The organism is Rickettsia endosymbiont of Ceutorhynchus obstrictus, assembly GCF_964026565.1.
Taxonomy (GTDB): Bacteria; Pseudomonadota; Alphaproteobacteria; order Rickettsiales; family Rickettsiaceae; genus Rickettsia.
The window spans coordinates 1,244,936-1,268,383 of the sequence record NZ_OZ032162.1; the positions used below are offsets into that span (position 1 = coordinate 1,244,936).

Below are 23,448 nucleotides of genomic sequence, written 5' to 3' on the forward strand. Positions count from 1 at the left end.
ATATCCTCAAGAATTAGAATTTATTTTACCGGCATGGGTATCATAATACTACTCCTATATTTCTTATTACCACTAAAAAGTGATTTTTTTTGTGCCTTACTGTTATTAGTAAATTTACTAAAATTTTCGCTCTCTTTTATAGCGGTTATATCTTCTACTACCCCATCATTGATGTAATTACTTAATGAAGCTTTATATAATGCCATGTTACTAGCAATTTTTACTACATCCTGCTTATATTTATTACCCAAAGAATGAGTAGCCGAATGATAATGCGCGATAGCCTTATGCCAGCTTCCTAACCGGTCATATTTTGAGCGCAAGAACTCGGCACCGTATTTAACGTTTTTAGCCGGATCAAATGCTTGATCAAGCGAATCAAACGCCTCTAAATGGTGTTTAAGGTTGATTTGCATACAACCCACGTCAATATTTTCTTTGCCTTTAATAATTTGTTTTTTTACAAATATTACCGCTTCTTTTTTACTATTAAAATAATATCCTTTGCCCCCGGCATTGACAGTCCACGGCCACACTACGCTAATTTTATGTTCTTTATGCTTCTTCCCTGATTCTTTTAAGGCTATTGAATGTAAAGTATTGGCAGGAATATTAAATTTCCTTTCAAAATAAGGAAAAAGTTTTGAACATTTGTTAGATTCGGCAATTTCTACATCGGCAAGAGCATAAACTGCAGATAACAAACGAAAAGATAAGAATAATGATGTAAATAAGCGTACCGGCATTATATTCTTAAATAATATTATTACATTGCACAGCGTCATCTCGATCGCTTGATACAAGCGAATTTTTCTAGATTCGCCTGTACTCACGTATTATTTTTACGCTGCGCAGGCTCACCTTTAAATTCATATTGTCTAAATCTCTCTGAATTTAGCTGTAGAATGAAGACTATAGTAAACTAGTTTGATACATTGTCAAAAAAAATTAGTATTAAAAGCTTTTCTTAAAAGTAAATTGATTATTGACTGATTTGTTAAAAATGTTTATTATCTCCGGTAAATATAATAATATATGCGCATAGGTTAATAATTATGAAAGTCGTAAGCTCATTGAAATCTTTGAAGAAAAGGGATAAAGATTGCCAAATCGTTAAAAGAAGAGGAAAAGTTTTTGTAATAAATAAGAAAAATAAAAGATTTAAAGCGAAACAAGGTTAATCAATCTAATATCTAAGCGAAATGGCCGGTCACTCAAAGTTTAAAAATATTCAACATCGTAAAGGCGCTCAAGATAAAAAGAGAGCTAAGGTTTTTACTAAATTAATTCGTGAGATAGTCACCGCCGTTAAAGCAGGTTCCGCCGACCCGAACAACAACCCGCGTCTTAGAAGCGCTTTAACTTCGGCACGCAGTCAAAATTTACCTAAGGAAAGAATAGACAAAGCTATTAATAGTGCAGCCGATTCAGCTAATACCGAAAATTATACCGAAATACGTTATGAGGGTTTTGCCCCCGGCGGTATTGCGATAATAGTCGAAGCCTTAACAGATAATAAAAACCGCACGGCTGCCGAAGTGCGTTCAGCCTTCACTAAATTCGGCGGTAATCTCGGAGAAACCGGTAGCGTGAGTTATTTATTTAATCATTTAGGCGTTATACAATATCCGCTAAATATTGCATCTATTGAAAATATTTTAGAGATAGCTATCGAGGCCGGCGCAACTGATGTAAATTCCGATGAGGAATTTCACTCTATTTATACCGATATTGAAAATTTTTCTCATATCCTTGAATATTTAACTAATAAATACGGGATACCTGAGGAATCGTATATCGGATGGGTGCCGTTAAATACCGTAATTATTGACGACACCGAAAGAGCCGAAAAACTATTAAAGTTTATTGAGATTTTAGAAGAAAGCGATGATGTTCAAAGAGTTTTCGGTAATTACGAATTATCGGATAATATTTATGAAATTCTTCAAGGATACTAATGGATTATCAAATAATTATTTTAGCTGCCGGTAACGGCAGCCGAATGAAATCGGATTTGCCTAAAGCGATGCACCCTATCGGCGATACGCCAATGATTGAAATGGTATTGCGCAATTCCACGCAAGTAACTAATGACATTATTCTTGTTTACTCGGAACAATTAAAAAAATATTTAGCACCTTATCAGGATATATGCCGATTTGCTCTGCAAGAAGAGCCACTCGGTACGGCTCACGCGGTATATTCCGCTTTAAATTTAATTGACGATAATAAAATAATAGCTATATTATACGGTGATCATCCGTTAATTACACCTAAAGTTATTAAAGAGCTAATTAATCACTTGGAGTTAACTAATTCAGCCGTCACAACCTTAAGTTTTGAGAGAGACAACCCGGCACAGTGTGGGCGGATAATTACCGACGAGCAGGGAAATTTTTTAAAAATAGTCGAATTTAAAGAAGCAACTGAGGAAGAAAAAAAGATTAAACATTGTAATTCAGGCGTGATGGCTTTTGCGCCCGGTATATTAAAAAAATACTTACCGGAATGCGTACTAAAAACACGCGAAGAGAAAAAAGAATTTTACCTTACGGAAATAGTTAAAATATGCAAAAATCACGACGAAAAAGTATCTTACTTATTGTCGGAAGATTATAATTTAATTATAGGAGTGAATACTCAAGAAGAATTAGAAGAAGCAAATAATATATTTTTACATAAAAAGTAAAAAACCTCGTTATTGCGAGCCGATATTGTTTGCGTAAAACGATAAAATATTCCTGATGTCATTCCCGCGAAAGCATGGCGTTGTTGCTGGGATCGAATTTTTGCAAAAGCGTTCGGTGTCATGCCGAGGCTTGACCCACTACTGTACGAACGTTGAAAAAAGGCTGTGTCATGCCGTGACTTGATCACGGCATCCAGGAAAATAAAGCCATATTAGACTTATTTTAGAATCTTTTTATGATATTATAAGCTGGATTCCGTGGTCGTAGCCACGGAATGACAGAATTTTTACCTCTTTATTTAAACGTTCGTACAGTAGTGGGCTTGACCACGGCATCCAGTCTTTTTATTAAGGCTTTTTCTGGATACCGTGGGAGGGGCCTCGGTATGACACCATACTTGTAATAACTATAATGCGGTAAATTATGAGCCATGCAACAACGCCCATAGATAATTATTGCGTGGATTGAAAAAGATGTCATTCCTGCGGAAGCGTATGGGTGTCAACTTAAGCGAAAAGGTCCATGGGGTCCGTCATTGCGAGGAGGGACGAAGTCCCGGCGCGGCAATCTAGGCTATCCAAAATGTAATGATGGATTTAATTAGAATGCCAAAAAGTTTATAAGATGGCAAGTTTAGCATAAATATTAATCCGGATTGCAGCAATGCTTCACGGCTCCTCGCAAGGCAATGCCCGCGTGGATATACTAAACGTCATTGCGAACCGGCGTTGTTGCATGGCTCGAATTTTCGATGTCATTCTAGCTAAAAGCCATAACTGTCCGAAGTTGAAAAATAAATAGAGAAACTGTTTGAGTTTTTCACTCTATTATATATCAAAATAGTAGTATTTTTAGCATTAACGGCAAAAAAAGTACTATTTAATAATCTTAATTTTTTAACTTCGGACAGTTATGGCTAAAAGCGGGAATCCGGAAAAATTATAGTCATCCTGAATTTATTTCAGGATCTACTAAAAAGATGCTGAAACAAGTTCAGCATGACAAAGTAAAGCCTAGATTCCCGCCTTCGCAGGAATGACATCGAAAATTCGAGCCACGCAACAATCTTCCTCGTAATAACGATTTTTTTTTTGGAGAGGTGGCCGAGTGGTTTAAGGCGCTCGCCTGGAAAGCGTGTTCACGGCAACGTGTCAGGGGTTCAAATCCCCTCCTCTCCGCCAGTCTGGACAGTTAGCCAATTTTTCGAGTTCTGTGAACGGGAAAGCCAGTTGGTAATGCACCTTGCAGCCCTTCAGCTCTAGGTTCGAGAATATGAAATTTAAAAATTCACGTTTTTCGGAAATCGTCGAACCTTTAAAAATTTCGTATGCATTTGTCGTTACATTTATAAAATCTAAAAGTGATCTTGCAACAAAAAAGAGGACAGATTAAAGAGAGGCGTTTTTAATTTTTTTATAGTTTAACTCGTACTCATTTGGAGTTTTATAATTCAAAGTAGAATGCCTTCTTTTTTGGTTATAAAAAGTATAAATATAACTAATATCTGCTACCCAAATGTTATTCGGGCTTGAGACAGAAAAATTTTGTTTAACTAAATCCTATCCCCTATGATAAGGTTTATTGGACTGTTTTGTAGTCTTTTTAAACTTCTTATACATTTTTGCTTGAATGCCGGTCACTGACATCAATCTAGCTACTCGAGGACGTGAGCAAACAAAGCCTTGTTCTCTTAATTCTGCATGAATCCTTGGGCTACCGTAAGTTTGATAGTTTACTGTAAAAATCTCTTTAATCTTTTCTGTTAATTGCCGATTATCTAAAGCTCTTTTACTTGCTAAACGCTTTATAAAACCATAATAACCAGCTCTTGATACCCCTAAAACTTCTGCCATCTTATCTATGCAAAATTCTTCTTTATTATTCTTCATAAATTCGTACCTTTGCTTTGGGGTGCGGAAAAGATGGCTACTGCTTTTTTTAGGATATCTCGCTCCTGTCTTACTAAATATAATTTTCTTTTTAGTTCTCTCATCTCTTGATTAATCGAATTCCCACTCCCAACAAAGCTTTTTTCTTCATGGTCTCTGTAATTTCTTATCCAAATTAAAAAGGTTGAATGAAGAGCAATACCTGCTAGCAGCCGATGAATTTTTAAGGTGGGTTTATGCGGGGGCAAAAAATTAACAGGCTTAGTAAAAGGCCGTACTATAGAGCGAGCGGTGTTTTTAGGTGAGATAAATTTATGCGTGCTGAATGAGAAAGTATAATTTAATATTGCCATCCCCAACACTTTTTTATTAAAAATAATTAATATAATTGTTAGTTATATTCTAATTTTTTTTTACAACTTAAATAATTTGACAATTTTACTTATTTCATTACTATATAGTCAAAATTTATTGATGTTTAGCCTCTCTTAAATAAATTTATTTCACCGTAATATATTAAAAGGTAAAAAATGATTGATCAGGAAGAACCAACTATTTCTGTTGTAGAAGAAAAGTCAGAGGAAGAATATAGGGAAGAAAAAAGGCAAAGAAATGCACGAGTTTGGAAAGACACCAAAGATATGTTTAAAATTATTATACCGGCTTTAATTGTTGTGATGATTCTCATGCGGATACTAAATAGTTATTTAACAGAAAGACACGCTAAAGAAATGGCATTAGAAGACCAACAAATAGAAGCCGAGTTAGACGCGGAAGAAGCGGCAGAAAAGCTAAAATAATAAATAAAGCTTAGACTACAAAATTTTTTGTTGCGAAAATAAAGCAGATAATATGCAGCTTCATAGAACTTTTTAGATTGTATTAACATAACTTAAGCTTTATATTTCGTATTATTTAAAAATTATTATTAAATTGTAAGATTAAAAAAATACTGCTCATTGCAGTTTATTACTTTAAATTATTAATAGAAAATGTTATAAAGATTGATCTAATAAATTGGGGTTAATTTTTGTGGAAGATATCAATTGCTGGGAAGAAAAATTTGAAATGTGCGGTTATGCTAAAAGGCTATTGGATAAAATTACCTATTTAAACAAGTTAGTAAGACATCCAATAGATATTAGAGAAGTTAAAAAGGGTCTTTATTATGCACGGAAATATCACGGCACACAAATGCGGCAATCAGGTGATCCGTATTACTCCCACCCAGTAGAAGTGGCATATATGGTGGCAGAGTATACGGCTCATGAAGCCCCTAAGCTTTTCATCCCTACTATGTTAAATGCTGCTTTATTACATGATACTATAGAGGATACACCGCTTACAGAAGATGATATCGCTAAAATTTTTGATAAAGATATAGCAAAACACGTGGAAGGTTTAACTAGAATTAAACCTTATGGAAAGATTAATTCTGAAAAATTGGTTAATTTATTAATAGCAGAAAAAAATATAGACGCATTATTTATTAAATTATTTGACAGAATCCATAATATGCAAACTATCAGTGCAAAATCTCCTGAAAAAGCAATGAAAATAATTAAAGAAACAACATTAATTTTTATAACTCTTTCTGCATATTTGGGAAATTTAAAATTAGAAAAAGAATTATATAATTTGTGTCTTCAAGCAGCAATTACTTTTAAAATATTTCCGCTTGTGAATGATCTAGATATAGCTCTTTTGGGTCATAGCGTTCCTCTTTTTTCTCCAGTTTCTCAAAATAATAAAGACCTGAAATATAACCTATAATTACCGGTAACATAATAAATAATAAACCGTAATTACCAAAATACTTGATTAAATAAATAACGCCAAAAGAGGTAATAGCATACATTAAGGCACGTGAAAGTGCATAAGTAAAGTTAGTATAAGTAAAACGTTTAAAAACTGCAAAATTTCTAAAAAAAATAGGTCCTGCCGGATAATCACTAGGACCAAATATTACAACAAAAGATTGAATTAAAAATAAATGGAAGGGGGTACTAATATTATTTAACAAATACGGACATAATAAAGTAAAAATACTAAATATACCAACCATAGCTTTAAGAATTTTCAAAGGATATATTTTATAACTCAAAAATGCTAATATTATCATTGTTGGAAAATGCACTAAGGATACTTGAAAATTTTGGTGAATAACCTGTTCGGCAGTAAAGCCAAATTGTTGTTTTAATATATTTCCGCAATGAATATAGCCAAAATAAGCACAAATCGGCCATCCACATTGAACGAAAAAATAAAATATAGCTGGAACTATGCTGGTCTTTTCTTTGAACATTATATTTTCTTTTAAAGAATCTGTACTTATATTCATTCTTTCAATTTGATTTTTTACTCGGAGTTTTGCATCAGCAAATTCCGGTGTTTCCCTTAATTTTGTCCGTGCTACAGAGCCTACTAAAGCAATTGATGCTCCAATCCAAAAAACTATACGCCAATTAAACCCATAAGAAGTAAAAATTGATGCTACTCCTAATGCTGCAACGATTCCTAACACCCCGAAACACCCAACCATTGCTACCACAGGATATTGTAGTGGTGGTTTTGTTATTTCGCTTAAATAAATTTCCGCCCCTATTAACTCGCTAGAACAAGATATACCTTGTACGACACGGCATATACTCATAATCCATGATGCCGTTATACCTATTTGAGCAAAAGTTGAAAGATTAGCCATAGTAAAACAGGATATAGCCATCATCATTGTTGTTATTACAACCATTGATTTACGACCGATATTATCACCGATCCAGCCAAATACAATGGCACTAAGCGGTGCAAAAATAAACATTGAACAAAAAGCAGTAGCTGAATTAATAGAAAAAGCAAAATCGCTAGAAGGCGGGAAAAATAATTCATTTAAAAGAACCGCCATATGTATATAAATAAACAAATCAAAATGCTCTAAGAATGTTCCTATTGATATTAAGCCTATTGCTTGTTTATCTTCTTTATTTAAACTTCTTTGCTTATTTTCATAGCTTAACATTTTCTTAACATTTTAGTTAAAAACTGCAAAAATGATAGGCTTTTTCTGTTGAAAGTCAATAGGAGTTTTTATTTTTATTTATTTTTTTTGAAATTTTTGAAAAAGGCGTTATTTAAAACGCCTTAGAGTAAGGAAATGTTTAGGTGTAGGGGATTATAATATATCACAATGAGAATGCTTATCGGCATTTTGCCCCATGGGTTTAACCGGGGAATGATGAGGATCATTTTCTCTTGCATAAGGTTGGTGGTAAGCAGTAGTTGTTTGGGGGTGAGGAATATTGGGAGCATGCGTTGTTTCTGCTTGATCTAATTTTATAATATCAATATGACTATTATAAGCATCTAATTTTATAGAATTATTTAAGAGCATGTCTTTTAATACTCCTTCTGCATACACTAAATCCGCTGTCGGTATTTCTGCATCTGGATTTCTTTTATTACTTTTTATAAAATTTACCCATATATTAGCCTCTTTTTCAACATTACTGTAATCTCGTTTAGTGATCAAATCTCTACAAGTTGCATCACCTAATTTATTTCCTATGGAGACAAATAATTTATCTTGATATAGATTTTTTTCTATTCCTAGACCTTCTCTATTCATATAAGCCAGAGCCGCAGCGGCTTCGGCTTTACCGAAAAGAAGAGCTTCAGTTAACCTCCATTTAACTATTTTATAACCGTCTATAGCAAGTTTAGTTAAACCTTGCTGCTCTTTTAATATATTGGTATTCTCAAATCCTTTTAATGCATATTTATATAAGTTATTAGCTGTATATAAGTCAGTTTTATTATCATCAAGATAACGATTGGAATCTGATTTTGCCATATAATTTATCCATTTTTAAATTATTTTATCTAGTATGACCGTCATTTTTATTTTGCTGAGTATTTTTAGCTATTTGTTTATTAACTTCATTTTCTTTGCTGTTGACTGAAGTATTTTTTTGGTTTTGCAAACCTATTTTTAACTCACCGGTTATTTTTTCTATTTCACCCTTTAATGCCGGACGAGATTTTAATTGTTCATTTAAATCCACTATTCTATCACCAATAGTATGACTTTCTTTTATAGGATTTTGGTTATTAGTCGGTGTAGGTTTTTGGTTAATAGAGGGTTCTTCTTTGGCAACAATAGAATTTTTCGATATTTTATCTGCTTTAATTGCTTCTTCCGGCACTTCTGATAAATTGCCAAACTTGCTTAATACTGAATATTTTTGTGGATTGGTTTCTTTATGTTTTTCTATTTCTTTTTCAATTTCTTTCTCGATATCTTTTCTTTGCTCCTTTCTTTTCTCTGTCTCTTCAATAACTTTATCTGCCGTAGCTTTAATTTCTGCAGTTTTTTGTAATTTCGGTTTGAAGTCGGCTAATTTAGCATCTTGTTGAGCTAAGCGGTTTTCTAGAGGTTTTAATTTTAGAGTTTCTTTTTCTCGTTCGGCGGGAGGTAAATCTTTAATAGCATTAAGTTTTTCTGCTAATTCTTTAGCAAGTTTTGCACGTTCTTTTTGCATCTCTTCTTCGTGAGCAAGTGCGTCGGCATGATGTTTATTAGCTTCTGCCTGATGCTTACGTAAACTTTCCAGCTCTTGCTGTTCTGCTTGAGTTTGCTCCGGCGTCTTTTTAAATGAATTTAATCGTTCAGGATCAATTTCCTTGCCTGCCCTAATATCTTTGAGTAATTCCTCTAATTTTTCATTTTCTTTTTGTCTTTCCGCAAGATATTTATCAGCAGTTTTCAAAAAAGTTTCATGTTGTGCGTTAAGCCTTTCATGTTCGATATTGAAATTTTCTAATTTTTGTTGCTCTGCAAGTTCTTGAGGGTTTTGTCTCAAGGCTTCCGCTTCGATATTCTGAGCATTTATACCGGAAGAAACTCTATTTTGTGCGGTTTCTTCTTTGGTAGCTATAGAAGCCTGTAAATTTGTAATTTCTTTTATTAAATCCGGGTTATTGGTACTAGATAATAGACCGGCTGCCTCACCGCCTAACCTTGCAAGCTCAGCAGGGTTTGTAGTAGCGGTAAGCTGCGCCTTAATTGCACTTATTGCATTCTCTAGCTGGGCATCCTTATCGGCAGGCATTACATAACCTTATTTATCTTTACAGTACTAATATAATATATTTTGAATTAGCCGGAAGAAACAAGCTTAATAATTTTTTCAGTCTAATTTGTTAAAAAATATATTAATTGCGTTAATGTTTTATGTCAAGTTATTATCAATATTGAATCGTTTTATTCAACTAAATTCGGTGGCAAAAAAACAATATTTAATAATTTATTAGCGTTAGAAAGTGTTTATAAGGATTGCGTAAAAGTATTTTTGATATCTGCTGGATCTAAAAAATCTAAATTTAACTTTCTTTTATTATTTATTCATTTTTAATATTAAGAAGGAAATTTAATGAAATTCCCTTTTCTTCATTTTTTTCTTGCTGCTGCTTTAAAGCCTTTAAACTGAACTGACCAATCCTTTATACAAGCTACTTTTGCCTCGCGATAAAATAAATCAAAAGAACCGGAAAACTCTTATTTATGCAAAGATTCCATATATTTTTAACAAAGACGAACTTGAAACTTTAGATATTTACATGCATCTTGTTAAAAGATTTTCTGATCAAGCATAACTTTTAAATATGAGCTACGGCTAGTTACATAATACACTAACCCTTAACAACAAACCCATCATCTCATGGAAAAACTGCACTCGTAGCAGCTTCGACCTTCTAACCTTCAAAGCCGAATATCCTGAACTTTACGGGCTGTTTCTCAAAGAAACGACTAGTAGAGTGTTTAGGCTATACTAAAAGTTAGCAATATTAAAACGAATCTTTAAACTAATAAATATAATAATTATCAATTATTAAAACTTAATATTATTTTATTTCTTCCTTTTATTCTCGAAGAATTGTTAAAGAATAGTTATCCACCTTAAATATACATTTTAGTTAAATATCTCTTGGCTTTTTAAACTTCTTTATTATGATCTTTATCATATTTAGTTATTTTTTAACAAAACATTAAGAATTATAGAATTTAATTCAGGAGTAAAGTATGAAAGAGCTAATAGAATTTTTAGAAGTAAATAAATTTAATGATGCAGCTAATGATTTAAAAAAGGGAATAAATTGCCTAGACCTTAGCAACAGCTATCTAGGTTTTGAAGTGGCAGAGAAAATCGCTACAGCAATAAAAAACAAGCATGTTTTTATGAGTTTTGATCTTAGTTCGGCTCATATAGGTGATAAAGGAGTAAAAGTAATTTTTGAAGCTTTAAAAACTAATATACCTCCACGCTATTTTAATCTTACGAATAATGATATCACTGACGAGGGAGCAAAAGAAATTAGCGAGTTTCTAAAAACTAATATAGCCCTGCACTTTCTTAACCTTATGAATAACACTATCGCTGACGAAGGAGCAAAAGAAATTAGCGAGTTTCTAAAAACTAATAAAACTCTTATTTCACTTAATCTTAAATGGAATTCCATAGGAGATGAAGGAATGAAAGCAATTGGTAGCACTCTAAAAACTAATATAACTTTGCGCTACCTTGATCTTGGTTTTAATCCCGCACCTGAAGGGTTAAAGGTAATTGCCGAGGCTTTAAAAACTAATACTTCGCTTATTGAATTGGATTTAGGAGTATCTTACTACAATAGATTGATAGAGGATTATATAACAAGAAATATTAACTTAAAAAGTGAGAATGAAAAAAAAGCAACTATATTAGGCACTCAAGGTGACGTTTTTTGTATTGACAAACAATATGATAAGGCGTTAGAAAAATATAATGAAGCAATAAATCTTATTGCTTGGAAAAACACAGATGTTGCTGGAAAACATATTACTAAAAAATTAAGCATAGAAAAAAAGTATAAAAAACAACAAACCCAAGAACTAATAAGCTTGTTAAAAAAAATGGGAGCTATAATACAAGCAGATAACCTAAATAACGGTGACACTTCTCTAAATCTTCAACAGAATAATTTAACTAATAAAGAAGTAGCGCAAATTGCTAAGGCTTTGAAAAGTAATATAGCGCTTACCTCTCTTACTCTTAGAAGTAGCAGTAAAGGAATAGAGCTAATTACAGATGCTTTAAAAATAAATACAGTACTGACTTCTCTCAATCTAGAAGAAAATAAAGATTCAAAAGTAAAAAAAATATTTTCTTCTCTTATTTGGAATACTAACACAAAAGAAAAGGCAATTAATGAATATTTACAACGAAATATTATATTAAAAGAAGAAAATAATCCACAAGCAGAAGCATTAAATGCTTATGGTAATATTTATTGTGCTCGAAAAGAATATTATAGAGCAATAGAATATTATAATGAAGCAATAATAATAAGTCCGAAGCCTTTGTATATTTCTAATAAAAAAAATGCAAAAAAAAATTATAAGAAAGAACAGTCTCAAAGTTCTAATCAAGTAATTTTAGTAGTAAAAAAGGAAAATGATCAAAAAGCCGCAATAAAAATTATTGAAAAACCTTTATATGAAGAAAATAAAATAAATGCAGAAAAGAATTTAGCAGCAGAAGGTGATGTATTTGAGAAAATAGCAAATGAGATAAACGTTAAAATAGCTAATAATACTACTATAAATGCTAAAGATAAAACTATAATGGAAGATATCATAAAAGATATACCACAAAAAACCAAGCTTCTTACTAACAAAACTGATATAGATCAAATAATAAATAGCCTACAAAAGCTTTTAACCGATAAACTTGTAAAGTCAAAGCTCATGGCTATAGACGAACAGCTTGACGAATTAATAGAGCGGCAAAACAAAACAGATAACGATCTTATAGTAAATATAGTAAAAGAAATAATTTACGACAAGCCGCTTTTGAATCATCCGGAATTGCTGGGGGCTGCTTTGAAAAAGTTTAGCTTAAAGGAAATAGGCGAGCGGATTGATGAATTAAGCCCGTGTTTAATAGATACAGCAATTAATAGCGAGGAGGGGGAGCTTATTATATTGGGTGGTTTGATGAGCTTAGACAATAGCGCAGCACCTGGGAGCTAGTTTATATTAGAAATACAAAAGAGAAAGGGGCAAATTACCTCCATTCTGTTACTAGGTTTATTAGTAAGAGACTTTTAAATTACCGATATAATAAGGCTTTGTTAGGACATCAATCAACTTCAACCTATACTGATTTAGGGTTCGCATTGCGTACCACGCTCTCGCCCCGGTAAAGCGCATATTGTCGGTGACGGCGACGAGCTTGAGCTATTTATTCCTCATTCAGTCGGTAGCATTGTACCTTTCAATCAAATACAAGCAGCAGGTGGATATAATATAGTAGTTAACATGAATATCCAAACTCCTTATATTGCTTCCTTTAACCAAAGCCACAGTCAAATAGCTGCCGACATGGCAAGGCAGATATCCAAAAGTAAGCACAATTTATAAGAATACTAATCTTTCAAAAATTGCTCTTTCATTTTAGCAGAGATTCACGAATAATAAAAAAGATATAAAAATGAACAAGCTTGATACTTATTTGAGTCTTTGCGCGGAAGTGTACGACTTAAGGAGACCTACCCCGCCAAAAGATGCTTATGAATTTTATCGCTCTTATATTAAAAATGCTGAAGGTTTAATTCTTGAACCAATGTGTGGAAGTGGAAGATTTCTACTACCGCTTATTGAAGAAGGTTTTGACATACAAGGATTTGATGCAAGCCCACATATGCTTAAGAGATTATGTCATAAAGCAGAGGTTAAAAATCTTAAGCCTAACGTTTGGAACGGATTTATAGAGGATTTAACGAAGCCAGAGCGGTATGCTTTAATTTTTATTCCAAGTGGTTCATTTTGTTTAATTATTGACCAAGAAGCAGTCAAATCTGCACTTAAAATATTTTATGATCATTTAGCAGAAGACGGCATTTTATTATTTGAAAGTGATACAATTAATACTGCACCAACTACAGGTATTTGGGGAGGCTCAAAATGGTCGCGAGAGGATGGTAAAATGATAATATTTTCTACTTGCACAACTTTGAAAGACAATATTTGTTCTTCTATAGGAAGATATGAACTTATTGATAATAATAAAATTATTTGTACAGAAATTGAAGAATTAAAATTTAGGTTATATAACCAAGACGAATTAACTATATTATTACATAGTGTCGGTTTTAGAGAAGTACGGGCTATTAAAACTTTTAATAAAGATAGAAGCCCTGATGAAGATGATGAGATTGTTATTTTTGAATGCAAAAAATAAAAGTATGAATAACTACCCACGTGTCGGCATCGGCATTATAGTTTTTAATAGTAAAAATGAGATTTTGCTGGGCAAGCGTATTAATTCTCATGGGGAATCTAGCTATGCTCCTGCAGGAGGGCATTTGGAATTTGGTGAGACGTTTGAGCAGTGCGCTATTCGGGAAGTTTTAGAAGAGACAAATCTTATAATTGAAAATCCTGAATTTATAGCCGTTACTAATGATATTTTTGAAAAAGAGCAAAAGCATTACGTCTCGATTTTCCTTAAAGCTCATTGTTTAAATGAAGATCAGCTGCAAAATCTAGAGCCTCATAAGGTTAAAAGCTGGCAGTGGTTCGTCCTTGATAATTTACCGAATAACCTATTTCTGCCACTGAAAAGATTGATTAATAAAGAATGTTATTTATATAAAAAGGTTATATGACTCAAATATTTGATTTACATGGAAAAACAGCTCTAATTACCGGAGCTTCAAGCAGACTTGGAAAACAATTTGCACGTACCTTAAATAGTGCAGGTGTACGAGTTTTGTTAGCTGCCAGAAGTCAGGAAAAACTTGAAGCTTTAGCTTTAGAGCTTAGGAATGCAAAGGCTGTAAAAATGGATATCGGGAGCAAAGAATCAGTTGCGCAGGCGTTTTCTTGCCTGGAAAATGCTAATGAAAAAATCGATATTTGTGTAAACAATGCAGGAATTGCTAAACTGACACCTGTTTTTGAAGAAGATGAAAATAGCACGTTTGAAAGCATTATACAAACAAATCTTATAGGGATGTGGCACGTAACAAAAGCGGTCGCAAACCATATGAAAAAACATAATATTCATGGATCAATTATCAATATTGCCAGTGTGAATGGAGCAAATAGGCTACGTGAAGGGCTGGCTTCTTATGCAGCCTCCAAAGCTGCTGTTATACAGCTTACAAAAGCATCGGTCGGTGAATTATCACCACATAAAATAAGGATTAACTGTATTAGCCCCGGACTTTTTCATACACCGCTTACAGATTATAAACTGAATTCCGATGAGCAAAAACAAATTATAGAACGTACTATTCCGCTTGGTTTCGTAGCAAAACCTAAAGACCTTAACGGTGTTCTACTATTACTTGCATCAAATGTAGATTCTTGCTATATAACGGGGACATGTATCACTGTTGACGGCGGAGCTAGTTGGGGAGGCTCTTAAAATGCAAGACCAACTGCCAAAAACTCTTTTTCCATTCATATGGCACTTTTTGCGAAGCTATAAGTCTGTTGTAATTATTTTTGTTTTGCTTAGCTTAAGCGCAGGCTTTTGGGGACCATTTAACAGCATACTAATTAAGCATATCATTAACCTTCTCCCACAAATTCAGGGGGGTGATACCTCAATTCTTGTATTGCCTGCAAGTCTTATTGTCTTGAATTTTATAGTATTTGATAATTTTACTTGGAGAGGGCTTACTTATATACGCTGCAAATTTGTCCCTAGGATTATCAATCATATTATCTGGCAATCGATGGATTATGTGCTTAAGAAATCTCATCAGTTTTTTCAAGATAATTTATCAGGAAAAATATCTAAACAAATTACTAATTTAGCTGATGGCATTGAAAAACTTTTTAGCAGCGTTGCATCTAATTTTTTAAGAGGTGCTTCATTGTTATTTACCGCTTTTGTAGTTGCTTATTTTGTGAGTCCGATATTTTGTTTCATATTAGTTATTTGGTTTATATTATTTACCGGTAGCAGTATTTTAATGTCAAAAAAGCTTGTTTCGCTATCTGATGCACAAGCTTTTGCAGAATCGATAGTTGTAGGGGAATTAGTTGATTCTTTATCTAATCAGAGCAATATCAGAATTTTTGCTAGAAGAAGCTATGAAAATTCAAGAATGATTCCTTATCTTTACAAACAACAAAAAACCTACACGGCCGTCTATTTTTATGCCCTTATAATGCATTCTATTCAAGGAGGGTTAATAGCTATAATGATGGCGTTTTCTTGTTATTTTTTAGTTCATCTTTATAGCAAAAATTTAGTTACCCTAGGTGATTTTGCTTTAATTCTCGGTCTTTCTATGGAAACAGGTCATATTATGTGGTATACCATGTCAGAAGTCGATGAATTTAATAAAGCAGTCGGTAGATGCAAACAAAGTTTATCTGCTTTGATGATGCCACTGGAAATTCAAGATAAGCCTAACGCAATAGCTCTTAAATGCGAGAGTGGTCAAATCACTTTCGATAATGTTAAGTTTCATTACAAAGGGACTGAACCTCTTTTTCAGAACAAGTCAATTGAGATTAAAGCCGGACAAAAAGTAGGACTTGTTGGTTACTCCGGCAGCGGTAAGTCAACCTTCGTCAATCTCATCCTGCGGCTTTATGATATAACAGCGGGTAGCATTTTAATTGACGGTCAGGACATTTGTGATGTAACTCAAGATTCTTTGCGTGCAGCAATAGCCATGATCCCTCAAGATCCATCATTATTTCACAGAAGTTTAATGGATAATATTCGTTACGGACGTATTAATGCGACTGACGAAGAAGTAATAGAAGCGGCTAAAAAAGCTCACGCTCATGAGTTCATAACCATGCTTCCACACGGTTATGAATCATTGGTTGGTGAACGTGGCATAAAACTTTCAGGCGGGCAACGTCAACGTATCGCAATTGCAAGAAGCTTTCTAAAAAACGCTCCGATCCTTATCTTAGACGAGGCTACTTCACAGTTGGACTCTGTAACGGAAAGTCTGATTCAAGAAAGCCTTTGGAAGTTAATGCAGGATAAAACAACAATTATTATCGCTCATCGTCTATCTACGCTTTTACATATGGATCGTATCCTTGTTTTTGATAAAGGTAAAATTGTAGAGGATGGCACGCATAATAAACTGCTTACAAAAGTCGGCTTATATAAACAGCTGTGGGATGCTCAAGTAGGTGGGTTCTTGGGTGATGAGAAGCAAGAAGATAAAATATGACCATCACAGAACATATATTTTGAAAAAGCAATGAGTGAAAATTATATTAGTATACTCCCTGCAACTCTTACTGATTATCCAGTAATCAATATGGCACGGTGAGTTTGCATAACATCTGAGCCACTTTGCATAGTCTCTTAGCTTTGTTGCATGGCTCTAAAAAAGTGCCGTATGTCATTCCCGCGAGGCAATGCCCGCGTGGATACCCAAATCGTCATGGCGAGGCGCCTTTTGGCGCCGTGGCCATCTAAGTATAAACATATTTTTATACTAAACTTGTTTAGTATTCTAATTAAATCCCTCATATATTCGGGATAGCCTGGAGGCCACAGCCACTTCGTGGCTTCGCCATGATGGATTTTTATTCATTTCCGATCCACGCGGGCATTGCCTAGCGGGAATGACATCGAAAATTCGAGCCATGCAACAACGCTTAGTCTCTTTAATCAATGTAATCGAACCAAAGCCCAAATGCATTTTTAATACGAAATTTAGACTCTTGATTTAGCAAAATAATAATCCCAATTTCTTCTGATGGTATAAAACCAATAAAAGTATTAATACCGTTAATATAGCCCGTGTGAAAAATTAAGTCTTTATTTGAGCGTCCTTTTACTTTAAGGATACGCCATCCAAGAGCATAATATGACTCAATCATTTTTTGATCAATCGGCCAATCTAATTGCCAGTTAAAAATATCCTTGTTTGATTTTACTATTTTGTACATACGATCTAAAGTATTCTTAGAAATAAGATTTGGTTTATAGCAAAAGCTAAGTTTAAATATTTCAATCATTCCATCTATTGAGGCAAAAATACCGGCAGATGCCGGAACTGTTTTTGGGTAATAAGGTGGGAACGGCAAAGGCGTTATCACCTCTTTTCCATCTATTATTTTTTTAGAGTGGGGGTAAGCAAGCTCTGCACTAGGCTCTATTGGTAATATTTGTATATCTTGTGTTTTAAGCGTTGTACGCAAATTATTTATTGCAGCATTTAAGCTTGATTTTTTACAATTTAAAGCTTCTTCAACTAAACTAAAAGTCGTGTTACTATATTGATAACATTGTCCCGGTTTGCAACTAGGTTGTTGTTTTTGCAGTAGCATTAAAAGTTTTGGACGAGTCACCCCTTGCTCAATTTCAGTATTTCCTGAGAATTGATAGCCTGTTGTATGACTCAAAATATTACGAAGGCTGACAGCATTTTTCAAATAAGGTAATTTGAATTTTTCATCAAAATTTAAACTTCCTTGATCTGCCATTAATGCAATTGCTATTGCTGAAACAGGTTTTGAAACTGATGCTAACGGAAATAAAGTTTTATCAGTAATAGCTCCTGTATCACCTTTTTGATTTCCAAATGTCGTTTTATAAACAACCTCGCCCTTGTACAAAATTGCAATTGCCCCTCCTTGCAATTCGGTTTTTTGCAGTTCAAGCTTTTCAATAAAATCTGTTAATTTTTTGTTAATTTTTGCGGTAATTCTACTTGTGACTCTGCAAAAGTTGTACGGCACAACAACAGTGCTATTATACTAAAAAATATGGTAAAAAATTTTTTCAAGCTGGTACTCGTGAATAATAAATTAGTTAGAATTGCATACAACTACTAGTATATTTCATACTTGCAATATAGTAAAGTGTACATATTATATACTCGTCTGATTTGAAAAACATTGAAATAAAGATATGATTAAACCTGGTATCTATAAACATTACAAGGGTAACCAGTATAAAGTAATCGGCATTGCTAAACATACTGAAACAGAGGAAGAACTAGTTGTCTATCAAGCTTTATATGATGATTTTGCTCTATGGGTTCGCCCGCTTAGCATGTTTAATGAAATAGTTTTAGCAGACGGAACACAAGTTCCAAGGTTTAAGTTTATTACACAACTAATAACTAAAGAGCATGCGCCTCAACTTTTAACTGTAACCCTAGAATAGTTAACAAAGAGCCAATATTGTCAAAACTAGGATTACCTTTACTAGAGAGCATTTTATATATATGCTGCCTATTGATATGTGCTTCTTTAGATACTTTTGTTATTCCTCCTCTAGCTATGATAGCCTCCTTTAAAGTAGCAAGGAATAGCTCCTTATTATGGTCTAGAAAATATTGCTCTAAGGCAGTATTAACATATTCTACTAATATTTCTTCATTTTGTAATTTTTCTCTTAAATAATCTGTAAATTTTTCCATATAAAACCTAATCTTTTTTATAAATATCTTCCATTATTTCTTGAGCTTGGCGTTGTTGCATGGCTACCGGAATAGTCATTGCGAGGAGGCATTTATGCCGACGTGGCAATCCAGGAAAAAATAGCAAAAAATGCTATGAAACTTATTATTTTCTAGATTGCCGCGCTCCTTCCGGTCGCTCGCAATGACTATTCCGGTAGCCATGCAACAACGCCTTCCACCTCTAACACTCACAGCATTTAAACAATGCTCTTAACGTCGACGAAGAAATATATCACAACTTTTATACTAGATTATTTTTATAAAATCTAAGCATTCCTAACTAAATATAGCAGTTACATATTACTTTCTTTTATTGAGACCTAAAAACCTCTTTTAATAATTTATTTCTATCATACATAAAAATAAATATAGCAAATTTCGCCTTAAAAGATTACTCTAAACAATGTGTTAAAATTGAGAGAAAAAGAAGCGATGCAGGATTAGATAGAACAGAAGTTTGGCCCACTAATAGATCAATGTAGCAAAGCAATGGGCTATAATGGTGCGAAGATTGTTAGCAGCGGATGAGCTTGCAATATTTAAAGAGTGCCGAATATTGGCAGCAATAGTATAAATATAAGCAAATATGGATAATATATATACTGACTTAAGGAAACTGGAGGAGAAAAAATATGAAGGTCATCTCAAATATTTACTTAACTGTTATAGTGTTGATATTAACCGTGTTTATAACAAATACAGCTAATGCAGCGATAGGGTATGATGCAAATGATCCTATTGGTAGTGCTTTCTGTTTGTTTTATTATAAACGTAACAACATAGTAAGAGCTATAGCAGTAATAGGAGTAGTAGCGTTAGGAATACAAAGTTTAAGAGGTAGGATATCTTGGGTTACTACACTAATAGTTACAACAGGCATTATATTAATGATAAAGGGAGATGTAATATTGAGATTTATATTAAAAATCACCTCCGGGGACGGTGGTTATGTGTGTAGATAGCGATATGTAAAAATAAACACGGAAACGCTAATTGAGGGGTTAAGCTGTGAGATTCATAGACATCGTTTCAATAATTTTATAGCTGAATCGTTTTTATAAGCTTGTAAAATGATACGCTCTTTGGATGGGTTATATTTTTCACTCACTTCTTCCTGAAGATTACTGCCAAACTAACCGAGATTTTGGAGGTAGAAAGTTTAAGCGAATTAAGTTACCAAACGTTTAGTGAGTTGAAAAAGGAATTTGTAGAGAATAACAAATTCTAAGCTTGAAGAAATAGCAGATAAACAATTACTATACTAACTATTATGATAAATGTATAAAATATTATTCTCCCATGGTTGACGTTGTTTCTTCCAGAATGACTGATACTATGCTTACAATTAAATCCCTCACTACATTCGGGATAGCCTGGATTGCCACAGCCACTTCGTGGCTTCGTAATGACGAGTTTTTTATTAATTTTCAAGCCATGCAACAAAGCCTAAATGGTTAGAGGTCACACGCAAAAACTTTATTCACCTAGATCACAGATAAGTATATTTAACATGATTATTAATCATGTTTTACCTTTCCTTTACAACTTAAATAATTTGACAATTTTACTTATTTCATTACTATATAGTCAAAATTTATTGATGTTTAGCCTCTCTTAAATAAATTTATTTCACCGTAATATATTAAAAGGTAAAAAATGATTGATCAGGAAGAACCAACTATTTCTGTTGTAGAAGAAAAGTCAGAGGAAGAATATAGGGAAGAAAAAAGGCAAAGAAATGCACGAGTTTGGAAAGACACCAAAGATATGTTTAAAATTATTATACCGGCTTTAATTGTTGTGATGATTCTCATGCGGATACTAAATAGTTATTTAACAGAAAGACACGCTAAAGAAATGGCATTAGAAGACCAACAAATAGAAGCCGAGTTAGATGCGGAAGAAGCGGCAGAAAAGCTAAAATAATAAATAAAGCTTAGACTACAAAATTTTTTGTTGCGAAAATAAAGCATATAATATGCAGCTTCGTAAAATTTTAGATTATATTTAACATAATTTAAGCTTTATATTTCGTGTTATTTAAAGATTATTATTAAATTGTAAGGTTAAAGAAATACTTCTCATTTTGAGTTAATTTTTATGAAAGATATTCCCTGCTGGGAAGAAAAGTTTGAGATTTGCGGTTATGCTGCAAGGCTATTGAATAAAATCACCTGTTTAAACAAGTTGGTAAAACACCCAATAGATGTTAGAGAAGTTAAAAAGGGTATTTATTATGCACGGAAATATCACGGCGCACAAATGCGACAATCAGGCGACCCTTACTACTCGCATCCGGTAGAAGTGGCGTATATGGTTGCGGAGTTTACGGCGATTGAAGCTCCTAAGCTTTTCATCCCTAGTATGTTAAATGCTGCTTTATTACACGATACTATTGAAGATACGCTACTTACTGAAAATGATATCATCAAAATTTTTGATAAAGATGTAGCAAACCATGTGGAAGGTTTAACTAGAATTAAACCTTCCGGAAAAATTAGTGCCGAGGAAAGTATAAATTTATTAATTCAACAAAAAAGACATGATACGGCAGTTATAAAAATCTTTGATCGAGTGCATAATTTACAAACGTTAGGAGCTAAATCTCCTGAGAAAGCTAAAAAAATTATAGGTGAAACTTTTGATTACTTTGTAGTTTTAGCAGAGTATCTTGAATTGAAAGATATTGCATACAAGTTAAGACAAATTTGTTATCAATATTTATCCCTTAAGCAACAGCAGGAGAAGAGTTATTCAGCGATTTTTGAGGATAAAGCCCCGCTTCTTTCTCCAATTTTTCAAAATGAAGTATACCAAATCCAAATCCGATACTTGTTGGAATCATAATAACCAATAATCCCCAATTACCGAAAAACTTGGTTAAATGAATAATACCAAAAGAGCTAATTACATGCATACAAGCCATCGATAAAGCATAAGCAAAGGTAACATATGTAAAACGCTTAAAAATTGGAAAATGTCTCACACAATTTGGTACGGCCGGCATAACATTCAGTGCGAAGGCCATAATAAATGCTTGAATTATAAATATATGAAAGGGGGTTGTAGCATGATCCAGTAAATACGGGCAAGCTAAAGCAGCAATAGTAAACATGCACAATACTATTTTTAAGAGTTTTAAAGGATACACTCTATAACTTAAACCTGCCAATGTTACAATACTAATTAACTCGACTATAGATAAATTAAAATTTTGTTGAATAACTTGTTCAGGGGTATAATTAAAGGAAGTTTTAAGAATCTCCCCGCAATGTATATAAGCTAAATAAAAGGATATTGACCAACCACAATACATTACAAATAATGCTATTGCTGTTTTTTTATTTATTTTTTCTTTCCAAATAGGGTTATTTTCTAATATTTTGGGGTCTCTATTGGCTTTTTCAAAAATTTTTCGTAACCTAAACTTTGCATCTACAAATTCCGGTGTTTCACGTAGAGCTCTTCGTGCTACCGTTCCGATAATGGCAATTATAGCGCCGATCCAAAAAGCAATGCGCCAATTAAAGCCGAATGAGGTAACAATAGTAGCAATCCCTAAAGCCGCAAATGTTCCAACAGTAGCAAAAACAGTTGCTAGCGCTACTACCGGATATTGTATAGGTGGTTTGGCGCTTTCAGTTAAGTAAATTTCTGTACCTATTACTTCTCCCATAGAAGAAAGCCCTTGAACAATACGGCAAATTATTACCGCAATGGTAGCTATAATACCTTTTTCCGCATAAGTCGGCATCAGTGCCATTGCTACACATGAAATTGCCATCATCATTGTTGTTATAACAACTGTAGCTTTTCTACCATGTCTATCACCTATATAACCAAAAATAAGAGCGCCGATCGGTCTAAAAACAAAAGTAGAGCAAAAAACCGCAGCCGAAATAAGAGAAGCAGTATAAGGATCGGTTTCAGGGAAAAATAACTCATTTAGAAGTACCGACATATGCACATAAAGCATTAGGTCAAAATATTCTAGGAAAGTACCTACAGATAACAAACCGACTGCCCGCTTTTGTTCTTTTGTTAAACTTCGCTGTTCTTTTTGATAACCTAACATTTCTTTACATTTTAGTTAAATTACCAACGAAATTAAATATTTTCTATTGAAAGTCAATAAAAAATATCGCATTCTACGATAAAAAAATGAAACGTGGCTTAAACGCTTCATAATACTAAAACATTGTTTTGAAAATTCTCGAAAAGACCGGCGTTGTTGTATGGCTACCGGAATCGTCATTACGCGCTCCTTCCGGCGTTGTTGCATGGATAGTTAAAAACGCTCTCGGTGTCATTCCCGCGTAGGTGGGAATCTACCGTCTTAAAAGTCAAGAGTAAAAATCGTTAAATTTGATAAAATT

Annotated in this window: 26 protein-coding genes, 1 tRNA gene and 1 pseudogene; 15 read left to right on the plus strand and 13 right to left on the minus strand. The window is 33.4% G+C overall.

The features are described from left to right. Positions 1–20 precede the first annotated feature (20 nt). Positions 21–746, minus strand: coding sequence for a lytic transglycosylase domain-containing protein (locus tag AAGD64_RS07095; RefSeq protein ID WP_341794180.1), 726 nt, complete (start codon positions 744–746; stop codon positions 21–23). Between the two features lie 309 nt (positions 747–1,055). Here AAGD64_RS07095 and ykgO point away from each other — a divergent pair, with 309 nt between their 5' ends. Genes ykgO through AAGD64_RS07110 form a run of 3 tightly spaced genes read left to right on the plus strand, consistent with a single transcriptional unit; the run spans position 1,056 to position 2,689 of the window. Then, positions 1,056–1,181: a type B 50S ribosomal protein L36 gene (gene ykgO / locus AAGD64_RS07100; RefSeq protein WP_253308650.1), complete on the plus strand. Its 126-nt coding sequence runs from the start codon at positions 1,056–1,058 to the stop codon at positions 1,179–1,181. Positions 1,182–1,202: 21 nt separating this feature from the next. Next, positions 1,203–1,958 carry a YebC/PmpR family DNA-binding transcriptional regulator gene (locus AAGD64_RS07105; RefSeq protein ID WP_341792889.1) on the plus strand — a complete coding sequence of 252 codons (756 nt, stop codon included), beginning with the start codon at positions 1,203–1,205 and terminating at the stop codon, positions 1,956–1,958. Next, the gene (locus AAGD64_RS07110) at positions 1,958–2,689 is read left to right on the plus strand and encodes a sugar phosphate nucleotidyltransferase (RefSeq protein WP_341792890.1); all 732 of its coding nucleotides are present in this window, start codon (positions 1,958–1,960) and stop codon (positions 2,687–2,689) included. The genes AAGD64_RS07105 and AAGD64_RS07110 overlap by 1 nt, the downstream gene beginning before the upstream one ends. Here AAGD64_RS07110 and AAGD64_RS07115 read toward each other — a convergent pair. Both AAGD64_RS07115 and AAGD64_RS07120 read right to left on the minus strand, forming a co-directional pair. Next, positions 2,641–2,877: a hypothetical protein gene (locus tag AAGD64_RS07115; RefSeq protein ID WP_341792891.1), complete on the minus strand. Its 237-nt coding sequence runs from the start codon at positions 2,875–2,877 to the stop codon at positions 2,641–2,643. The genes AAGD64_RS07110 and AAGD64_RS07115 overlap by 49 nt on opposite strands. A gap of 107 nt (positions 2,878–2,984) precedes the next feature. Beyond that, positions 2,985–3,170, minus strand: a complete 186-nt coding sequence (locus AAGD64_RS07120) for a hypothetical protein (protein WP_341792892.1) — start codon at positions 3,168–3,170, stop codon at positions 2,985–2,987. 613 nt (positions 3,171–3,783) lie between these two features. Between AAGD64_RS07120 and AAGD64_RS07125 the strand changes: the two genes are divergently transcribed. Then, positions 3,784–3,871: transfer RNA gene (locus tag AAGD64_RS07125), tRNA-Ser, on the plus strand. A 378-nt stretch (positions 3,872–4,249) separates the two neighbouring features. Here the strand turns inward: AAGD64_RS07125 and AAGD64_RS07130 are convergent. Then, complete coding sequence (locus AAGD64_RS07130) at positions 4,250–4,579, minus strand: IS3 family transposase (protein ID WP_341792893.1); 330 nt, start codon at positions 4,577–4,579, stop codon at positions 4,250–4,252. After that, positions 4,576–4,938, minus strand: a complete 363-nt coding sequence (locus AAGD64_RS07135) for a hypothetical protein (RefSeq protein ID WP_341792894.1) — start codon at positions 4,936–4,938, stop codon at positions 4,576–4,578. Before AAGD64_RS07135 ends, AAGD64_RS07130 begins: the two co-directional genes overlap by 4 nt. 171 nt (positions 4,939–5,109) lie before the next feature. Here AAGD64_RS07135 and AAGD64_RS07140 point away from each other — a divergent pair, with 171 nt between their 5' ends. Then, complete coding sequence (locus AAGD64_RS07140; protein WP_341792895.1) at positions 5,110–5,379, plus strand: hypothetical protein; 270 nt, start codon at positions 5,110–5,112, stop codon at positions 5,377–5,379. Between the two features lie 232 nt (positions 5,380–5,611). After that, the gene (locus tag AAGD64_RS07145) at positions 5,612–6,352 is read left to right on the plus strand and encodes an HD domain-containing protein (RefSeq protein WP_341792896.1); all 741 of its coding nucleotides are present in this window, start codon (positions 5,612–5,614) and stop codon (positions 6,350–6,352) included. Here AAGD64_RS07145 and AAGD64_RS07150 read toward each other — a convergent pair. From AAGD64_RS07150 to AAGD64_RS07160, 3 genes are all read right to left on the minus strand, one after another. After that, positions 6,243–7,595 (minus strand): MFS transporter, encoded by a 1,353-nt coding sequence (locus tag AAGD64_RS07150; RefSeq protein WP_341792897.1) that lies wholly within the window; start codon positions 7,593–7,595, stop codon positions 6,243–6,245. The genes AAGD64_RS07145 and AAGD64_RS07150 overlap by 110 nt on opposite strands. A 153-nt stretch (positions 7,596–7,748) precedes the next feature. Then, positions 7,749–8,426 carry a hypothetical protein gene (locus AAGD64_RS07155; RefSeq protein WP_341792898.1) on the minus strand — a complete coding sequence of 226 codons (678 nt, stop codon included), beginning with the start codon at positions 8,424–8,426 and terminating at the stop codon, positions 7,749–7,751. 25 nt (positions 8,427–8,451) lie between these two features. Further along, positions 8,452–9,684, minus strand: a complete 1,233-nt coding sequence (locus tag AAGD64_RS07160) for a hypothetical protein (RefSeq protein WP_341792899.1) — start codon at positions 9,682–9,684, stop codon at positions 8,452–8,454. A 971-nt stretch (positions 9,685–10,655) separates the two neighbouring features. On the opposite strand from AAGD64_RS07160, the gene AAGD64_RS07165 reads away from it, so the two are divergent. The 5 genes and pseudogenes from AAGD64_RS07165 (at position 10,656) to AAGD64_RS07185 (ending at position 16,825) form a co-directional block, all read left to right on the plus strand. Continuing rightward, positions 10,656–12,641 carry a tetratricopeptide repeat protein gene (locus AAGD64_RS07165; RefSeq protein ID WP_341792900.1) on the plus strand — a complete coding sequence of 662 codons (1,986 nt, stop codon included), beginning with the start codon at positions 10,656–10,658 and terminating at the stop codon, positions 12,639–12,641. Positions 12,642–13,101: 460 nt separating this feature from the next. Further along, positions 13,102–13,851, plus strand: coding sequence for a class I SAM-dependent methyltransferase (locus tag AAGD64_RS07170; protein ID WP_341792901.1), 750 nt, complete (start codon positions 13,102–13,104; stop codon positions 13,849–13,851). A 4-nt stretch (positions 13,852–13,855) separates the two neighbouring features. After that, positions 13,856–14,182 (plus strand): annotated as a pseudogene (locus AAGD64_RS07175) (nucleotide triphosphate diphosphatase NUDT15); the annotation flags it as partial. 92 nt (positions 14,183–14,274) lie between these two features. Next, positions 14,275–15,042: an SDR family oxidoreductase gene (locus AAGD64_RS07180; protein ID WP_341792902.1), complete on the plus strand. Its 768-nt coding sequence runs from the start codon at positions 14,275–14,277 to the stop codon at positions 15,040–15,042. Between the two features lies 1 nt (position 15,043). Then, positions 15,044–16,825 (plus strand): ABC transporter ATP-binding protein, encoded by a 1,782-nt coding sequence (locus tag AAGD64_RS07185; RefSeq protein ID WP_341792903.1) that lies wholly within the window; start codon positions 15,044–15,046, stop codon positions 16,823–16,825. Between the two features lie 137 nt (positions 16,826–16,962). Here the strand turns inward: AAGD64_RS07185 and AAGD64_RS07190 are convergent, their stop codons facing one another. Genes AAGD64_RS07190 through AAGD64_RS07200 form a run of 3 tightly spaced genes read right to left on the minus strand, consistent with a single transcriptional unit; the run spans position 16,963 to position 18,344 of the window. Next, a complete protein-coding gene (locus tag AAGD64_RS07190; protein ID WP_341792904.1) occupies positions 16,963–17,130 on the minus strand; it encodes a hypothetical protein in 168 nt (55 codons plus the stop codon). Further along, positions 17,114–17,248, minus strand: coding sequence for a hypothetical protein (locus tag AAGD64_RS07195; RefSeq protein WP_341792905.1), 135 nt, complete (start codon positions 17,246–17,248; stop codon positions 17,114–17,116). Before AAGD64_RS07195 ends, AAGD64_RS07190 begins: the two co-directional genes overlap by 17 nt. A gap of 19 nt (positions 17,249–17,267) precedes the next feature. Beyond that, positions 17,268–18,344, minus strand: a complete 1,077-nt coding sequence (locus AAGD64_RS07200; RefSeq protein WP_341792906.1) for a serine hydrolase domain-containing protein — start codon at positions 18,342–18,344, stop codon at positions 17,268–17,270. 172 nt (positions 18,345–18,516) lie between these two features. Here AAGD64_RS07200 and AAGD64_RS07205 point away from each other — a divergent pair, with 172 nt between their 5' ends. Continuing rightward, positions 18,517–18,774: a DUF1653 domain-containing protein gene (locus AAGD64_RS07205; RefSeq protein WP_341792907.1), complete on the plus strand. Its 258-nt coding sequence runs from the start codon at positions 18,517–18,519 to the stop codon at positions 18,772–18,774. On the opposite strand, the gene AAGD64_RS07210 is transcribed toward AAGD64_RS07205, so the two are convergent. After that, on the minus strand, positions 18,731–19,030 hold the full coding sequence (locus AAGD64_RS07210; RefSeq protein ID WP_341792908.1) for a transcriptional regulator: 300 nt from the start codon (positions 19,028–19,030) through the stop codon (positions 18,731–18,733). The two genes, AAGD64_RS07205 and AAGD64_RS07210, sit on opposite strands and share 44 nt — an antisense overlap. Positions 19,031–19,704: 674 nt before the next feature. Between AAGD64_RS07210 and AAGD64_RS07215 the strand changes: the two genes are divergently transcribed. The 3 genes from AAGD64_RS07215 (at position 19,705) to AAGD64_RS07225 (ending at position 21,919) form a co-directional block, all read left to right on the plus strand. Continuing rightward, on the plus strand, positions 19,705–20,034 hold the full coding sequence (locus AAGD64_RS07215) for a TrbC/VirB2 family protein (protein ID WP_341792909.1): 330 nt from the start codon (positions 19,705–19,707) through the stop codon (positions 20,032–20,034). Positions 20,035–20,728: 694 nt separating this feature from the next. Beyond that, positions 20,729–20,998: a hypothetical protein gene (locus AAGD64_RS07220; RefSeq protein WP_341792895.1), complete on the plus strand. Its 270-nt coding sequence runs from the start codon at positions 20,729–20,731 to the stop codon at positions 20,996–20,998. Between the two features lie 174 nt (positions 20,999–21,172). After that, the gene (locus tag AAGD64_RS07225; protein WP_341792910.1) at positions 21,173–21,919 is read left to right on the plus strand and encodes an HD domain-containing protein; all 747 of its coding nucleotides are present in this window, start codon (positions 21,173–21,175) and stop codon (positions 21,917–21,919) included. Here the strand turns inward: AAGD64_RS07225 and AAGD64_RS07230 are convergent. Continuing rightward, complete coding sequence (locus AAGD64_RS07230; protein WP_341792911.1) at positions 21,801–23,147, minus strand: MFS transporter; 1,347 nt, start codon at positions 23,145–23,147, stop codon at positions 21,801–21,803. The genes AAGD64_RS07225 and AAGD64_RS07230 overlap by 119 nt on opposite strands. Positions 23,148–23,448 lie beyond the last annotated feature (301 nt).

Coding starts and splice junctions, on each gene's coding strand:
- AAGD64_RS07160 (WP_341792899.1), bottom strand. CDS start 9,684: ATGCCTGCCGATAAGGATGCCCAGCTAGAGAATGCAATAAGTGCAATT.
- AAGD64_RS07225 (WP_341792910.1), top strand. CDS start 21,173: ATGAAAGATATTCCCTGCTGGGAAGAAAAGTTTGAGATTTGCGGTTAT.
- ykgO (WP_253308650.1), top strand. CDS start 1,056: ATGAAAGTCGTAAGCTCATTGAAATCTTTGAAGAAAAGGGATAAAGAT.
- AAGD64_RS07105 (WP_341792889.1), top strand. CDS start 1,203: ATGGCCGGTCACTCAAAGTTTAAAAATATTCAACATCGTAAAGGCGCT.
- AAGD64_RS07165 (WP_341792900.1), top strand. CDS start 10,656: ATGAAAGAGCTAATAGAATTTTTAGAAGTAAATAAATTTAATGATGCA.
- AAGD64_RS07220 (WP_341792895.1), top strand. CDS start 20,729: ATGATTGATCAGGAAGAACCAACTATTTCTGTTGTAGAAGAAAAGTCA.
- AAGD64_RS07190 (WP_341792904.1), bottom strand. CDS start 17,130: ATGAGGGATTTAATTAGAATACTAAACAAGTTTAGTATAAAAATATGT.
- AAGD64_RS07210 (WP_341792908.1), bottom strand. CDS start 19,030: ATGGAAAAATTTACAGATTATTTAAGAGAAAAATTACAAAATGAAGAA.
- AAGD64_RS07205 (WP_341792907.1), top strand. CDS start 18,517: ATGATTAAACCTGGTATCTATAAACATTACAAGGGTAACCAGTATAAA.
- AAGD64_RS07215 (WP_341792909.1), top strand. CDS start 19,705: ATGAAGGTCATCTCAAATATTTACTTAACTGTTATAGTGTTGATATTA.
- AAGD64_RS07155 (WP_341792898.1), bottom strand. CDS start 8,426: ATGGCAAAATCAGATTCCAATCGTTATCTTGATGATAATAAAACTGAC.
- AAGD64_RS07110 (WP_341792890.1), top strand. CDS start 1,958: ATGGATTATCAAATAATTATTTTAGCTGCCGGTAACGGCAGCCGAATG.
- AAGD64_RS07180 (WP_341792902.1), top strand. CDS start 14,275: ATGACTCAAATATTTGATTTACATGGAAAAACAGCTCTAATTACCGGA.
- AAGD64_RS07140 (WP_341792895.1), top strand. CDS start 5,110: ATGATTGATCAGGAAGAACCAACTATTTCTGTTGTAGAAGAAAAGTCA.
- AAGD64_RS07230 (WP_341792911.1), bottom strand. CDS start 23,147: ATGTTAGGTTATCAAAAAGAACAGCGAAGTTTAACAAAAGAACAAAAG.
- AAGD64_RS07185 (WP_341792903.1), top strand. CDS start 15,044: ATGCAAGACCAACTGCCAAAAACTCTTTTTCCATTCATATGGCACTTT.
- AAGD64_RS07195 (WP_341792905.1), bottom strand. CDS start 17,248: ATGGCTCGAATTTTCGATGTCATTCCCGCTAGGCAATGCCCGCGTGGA.
- AAGD64_RS07095 (WP_341794180.1), bottom strand. CDS start 746: ATGCCGGTACGCTTATTTACATCATTATTCTTATCTTTTCGTTTGTTA.
- AAGD64_RS07120 (WP_341792892.1), bottom strand. CDS start 3,170: ATGACATCTTTTTCAATCCACGCAATAATTATCTATGGGCGTTGTTGC.
- AAGD64_RS07130 (WP_341792893.1), bottom strand. CDS start 4,579: ATGAAGAATAATAAAGAAGAATTTTGCATAGATAAGATGGCAGAAGTT.
- AAGD64_RS07170 (WP_341792901.1), top strand. CDS start 13,102: ATGAACAAGCTTGATACTTATTTGAGTCTTTGCGCGGAAGTGTACGAC.
- AAGD64_RS07150 (WP_341792897.1), bottom strand. CDS start 7,595: ATGTTAAGCTATGAAAATAAGCAAAGAAGTTTAAATAAAGAAGATAAA.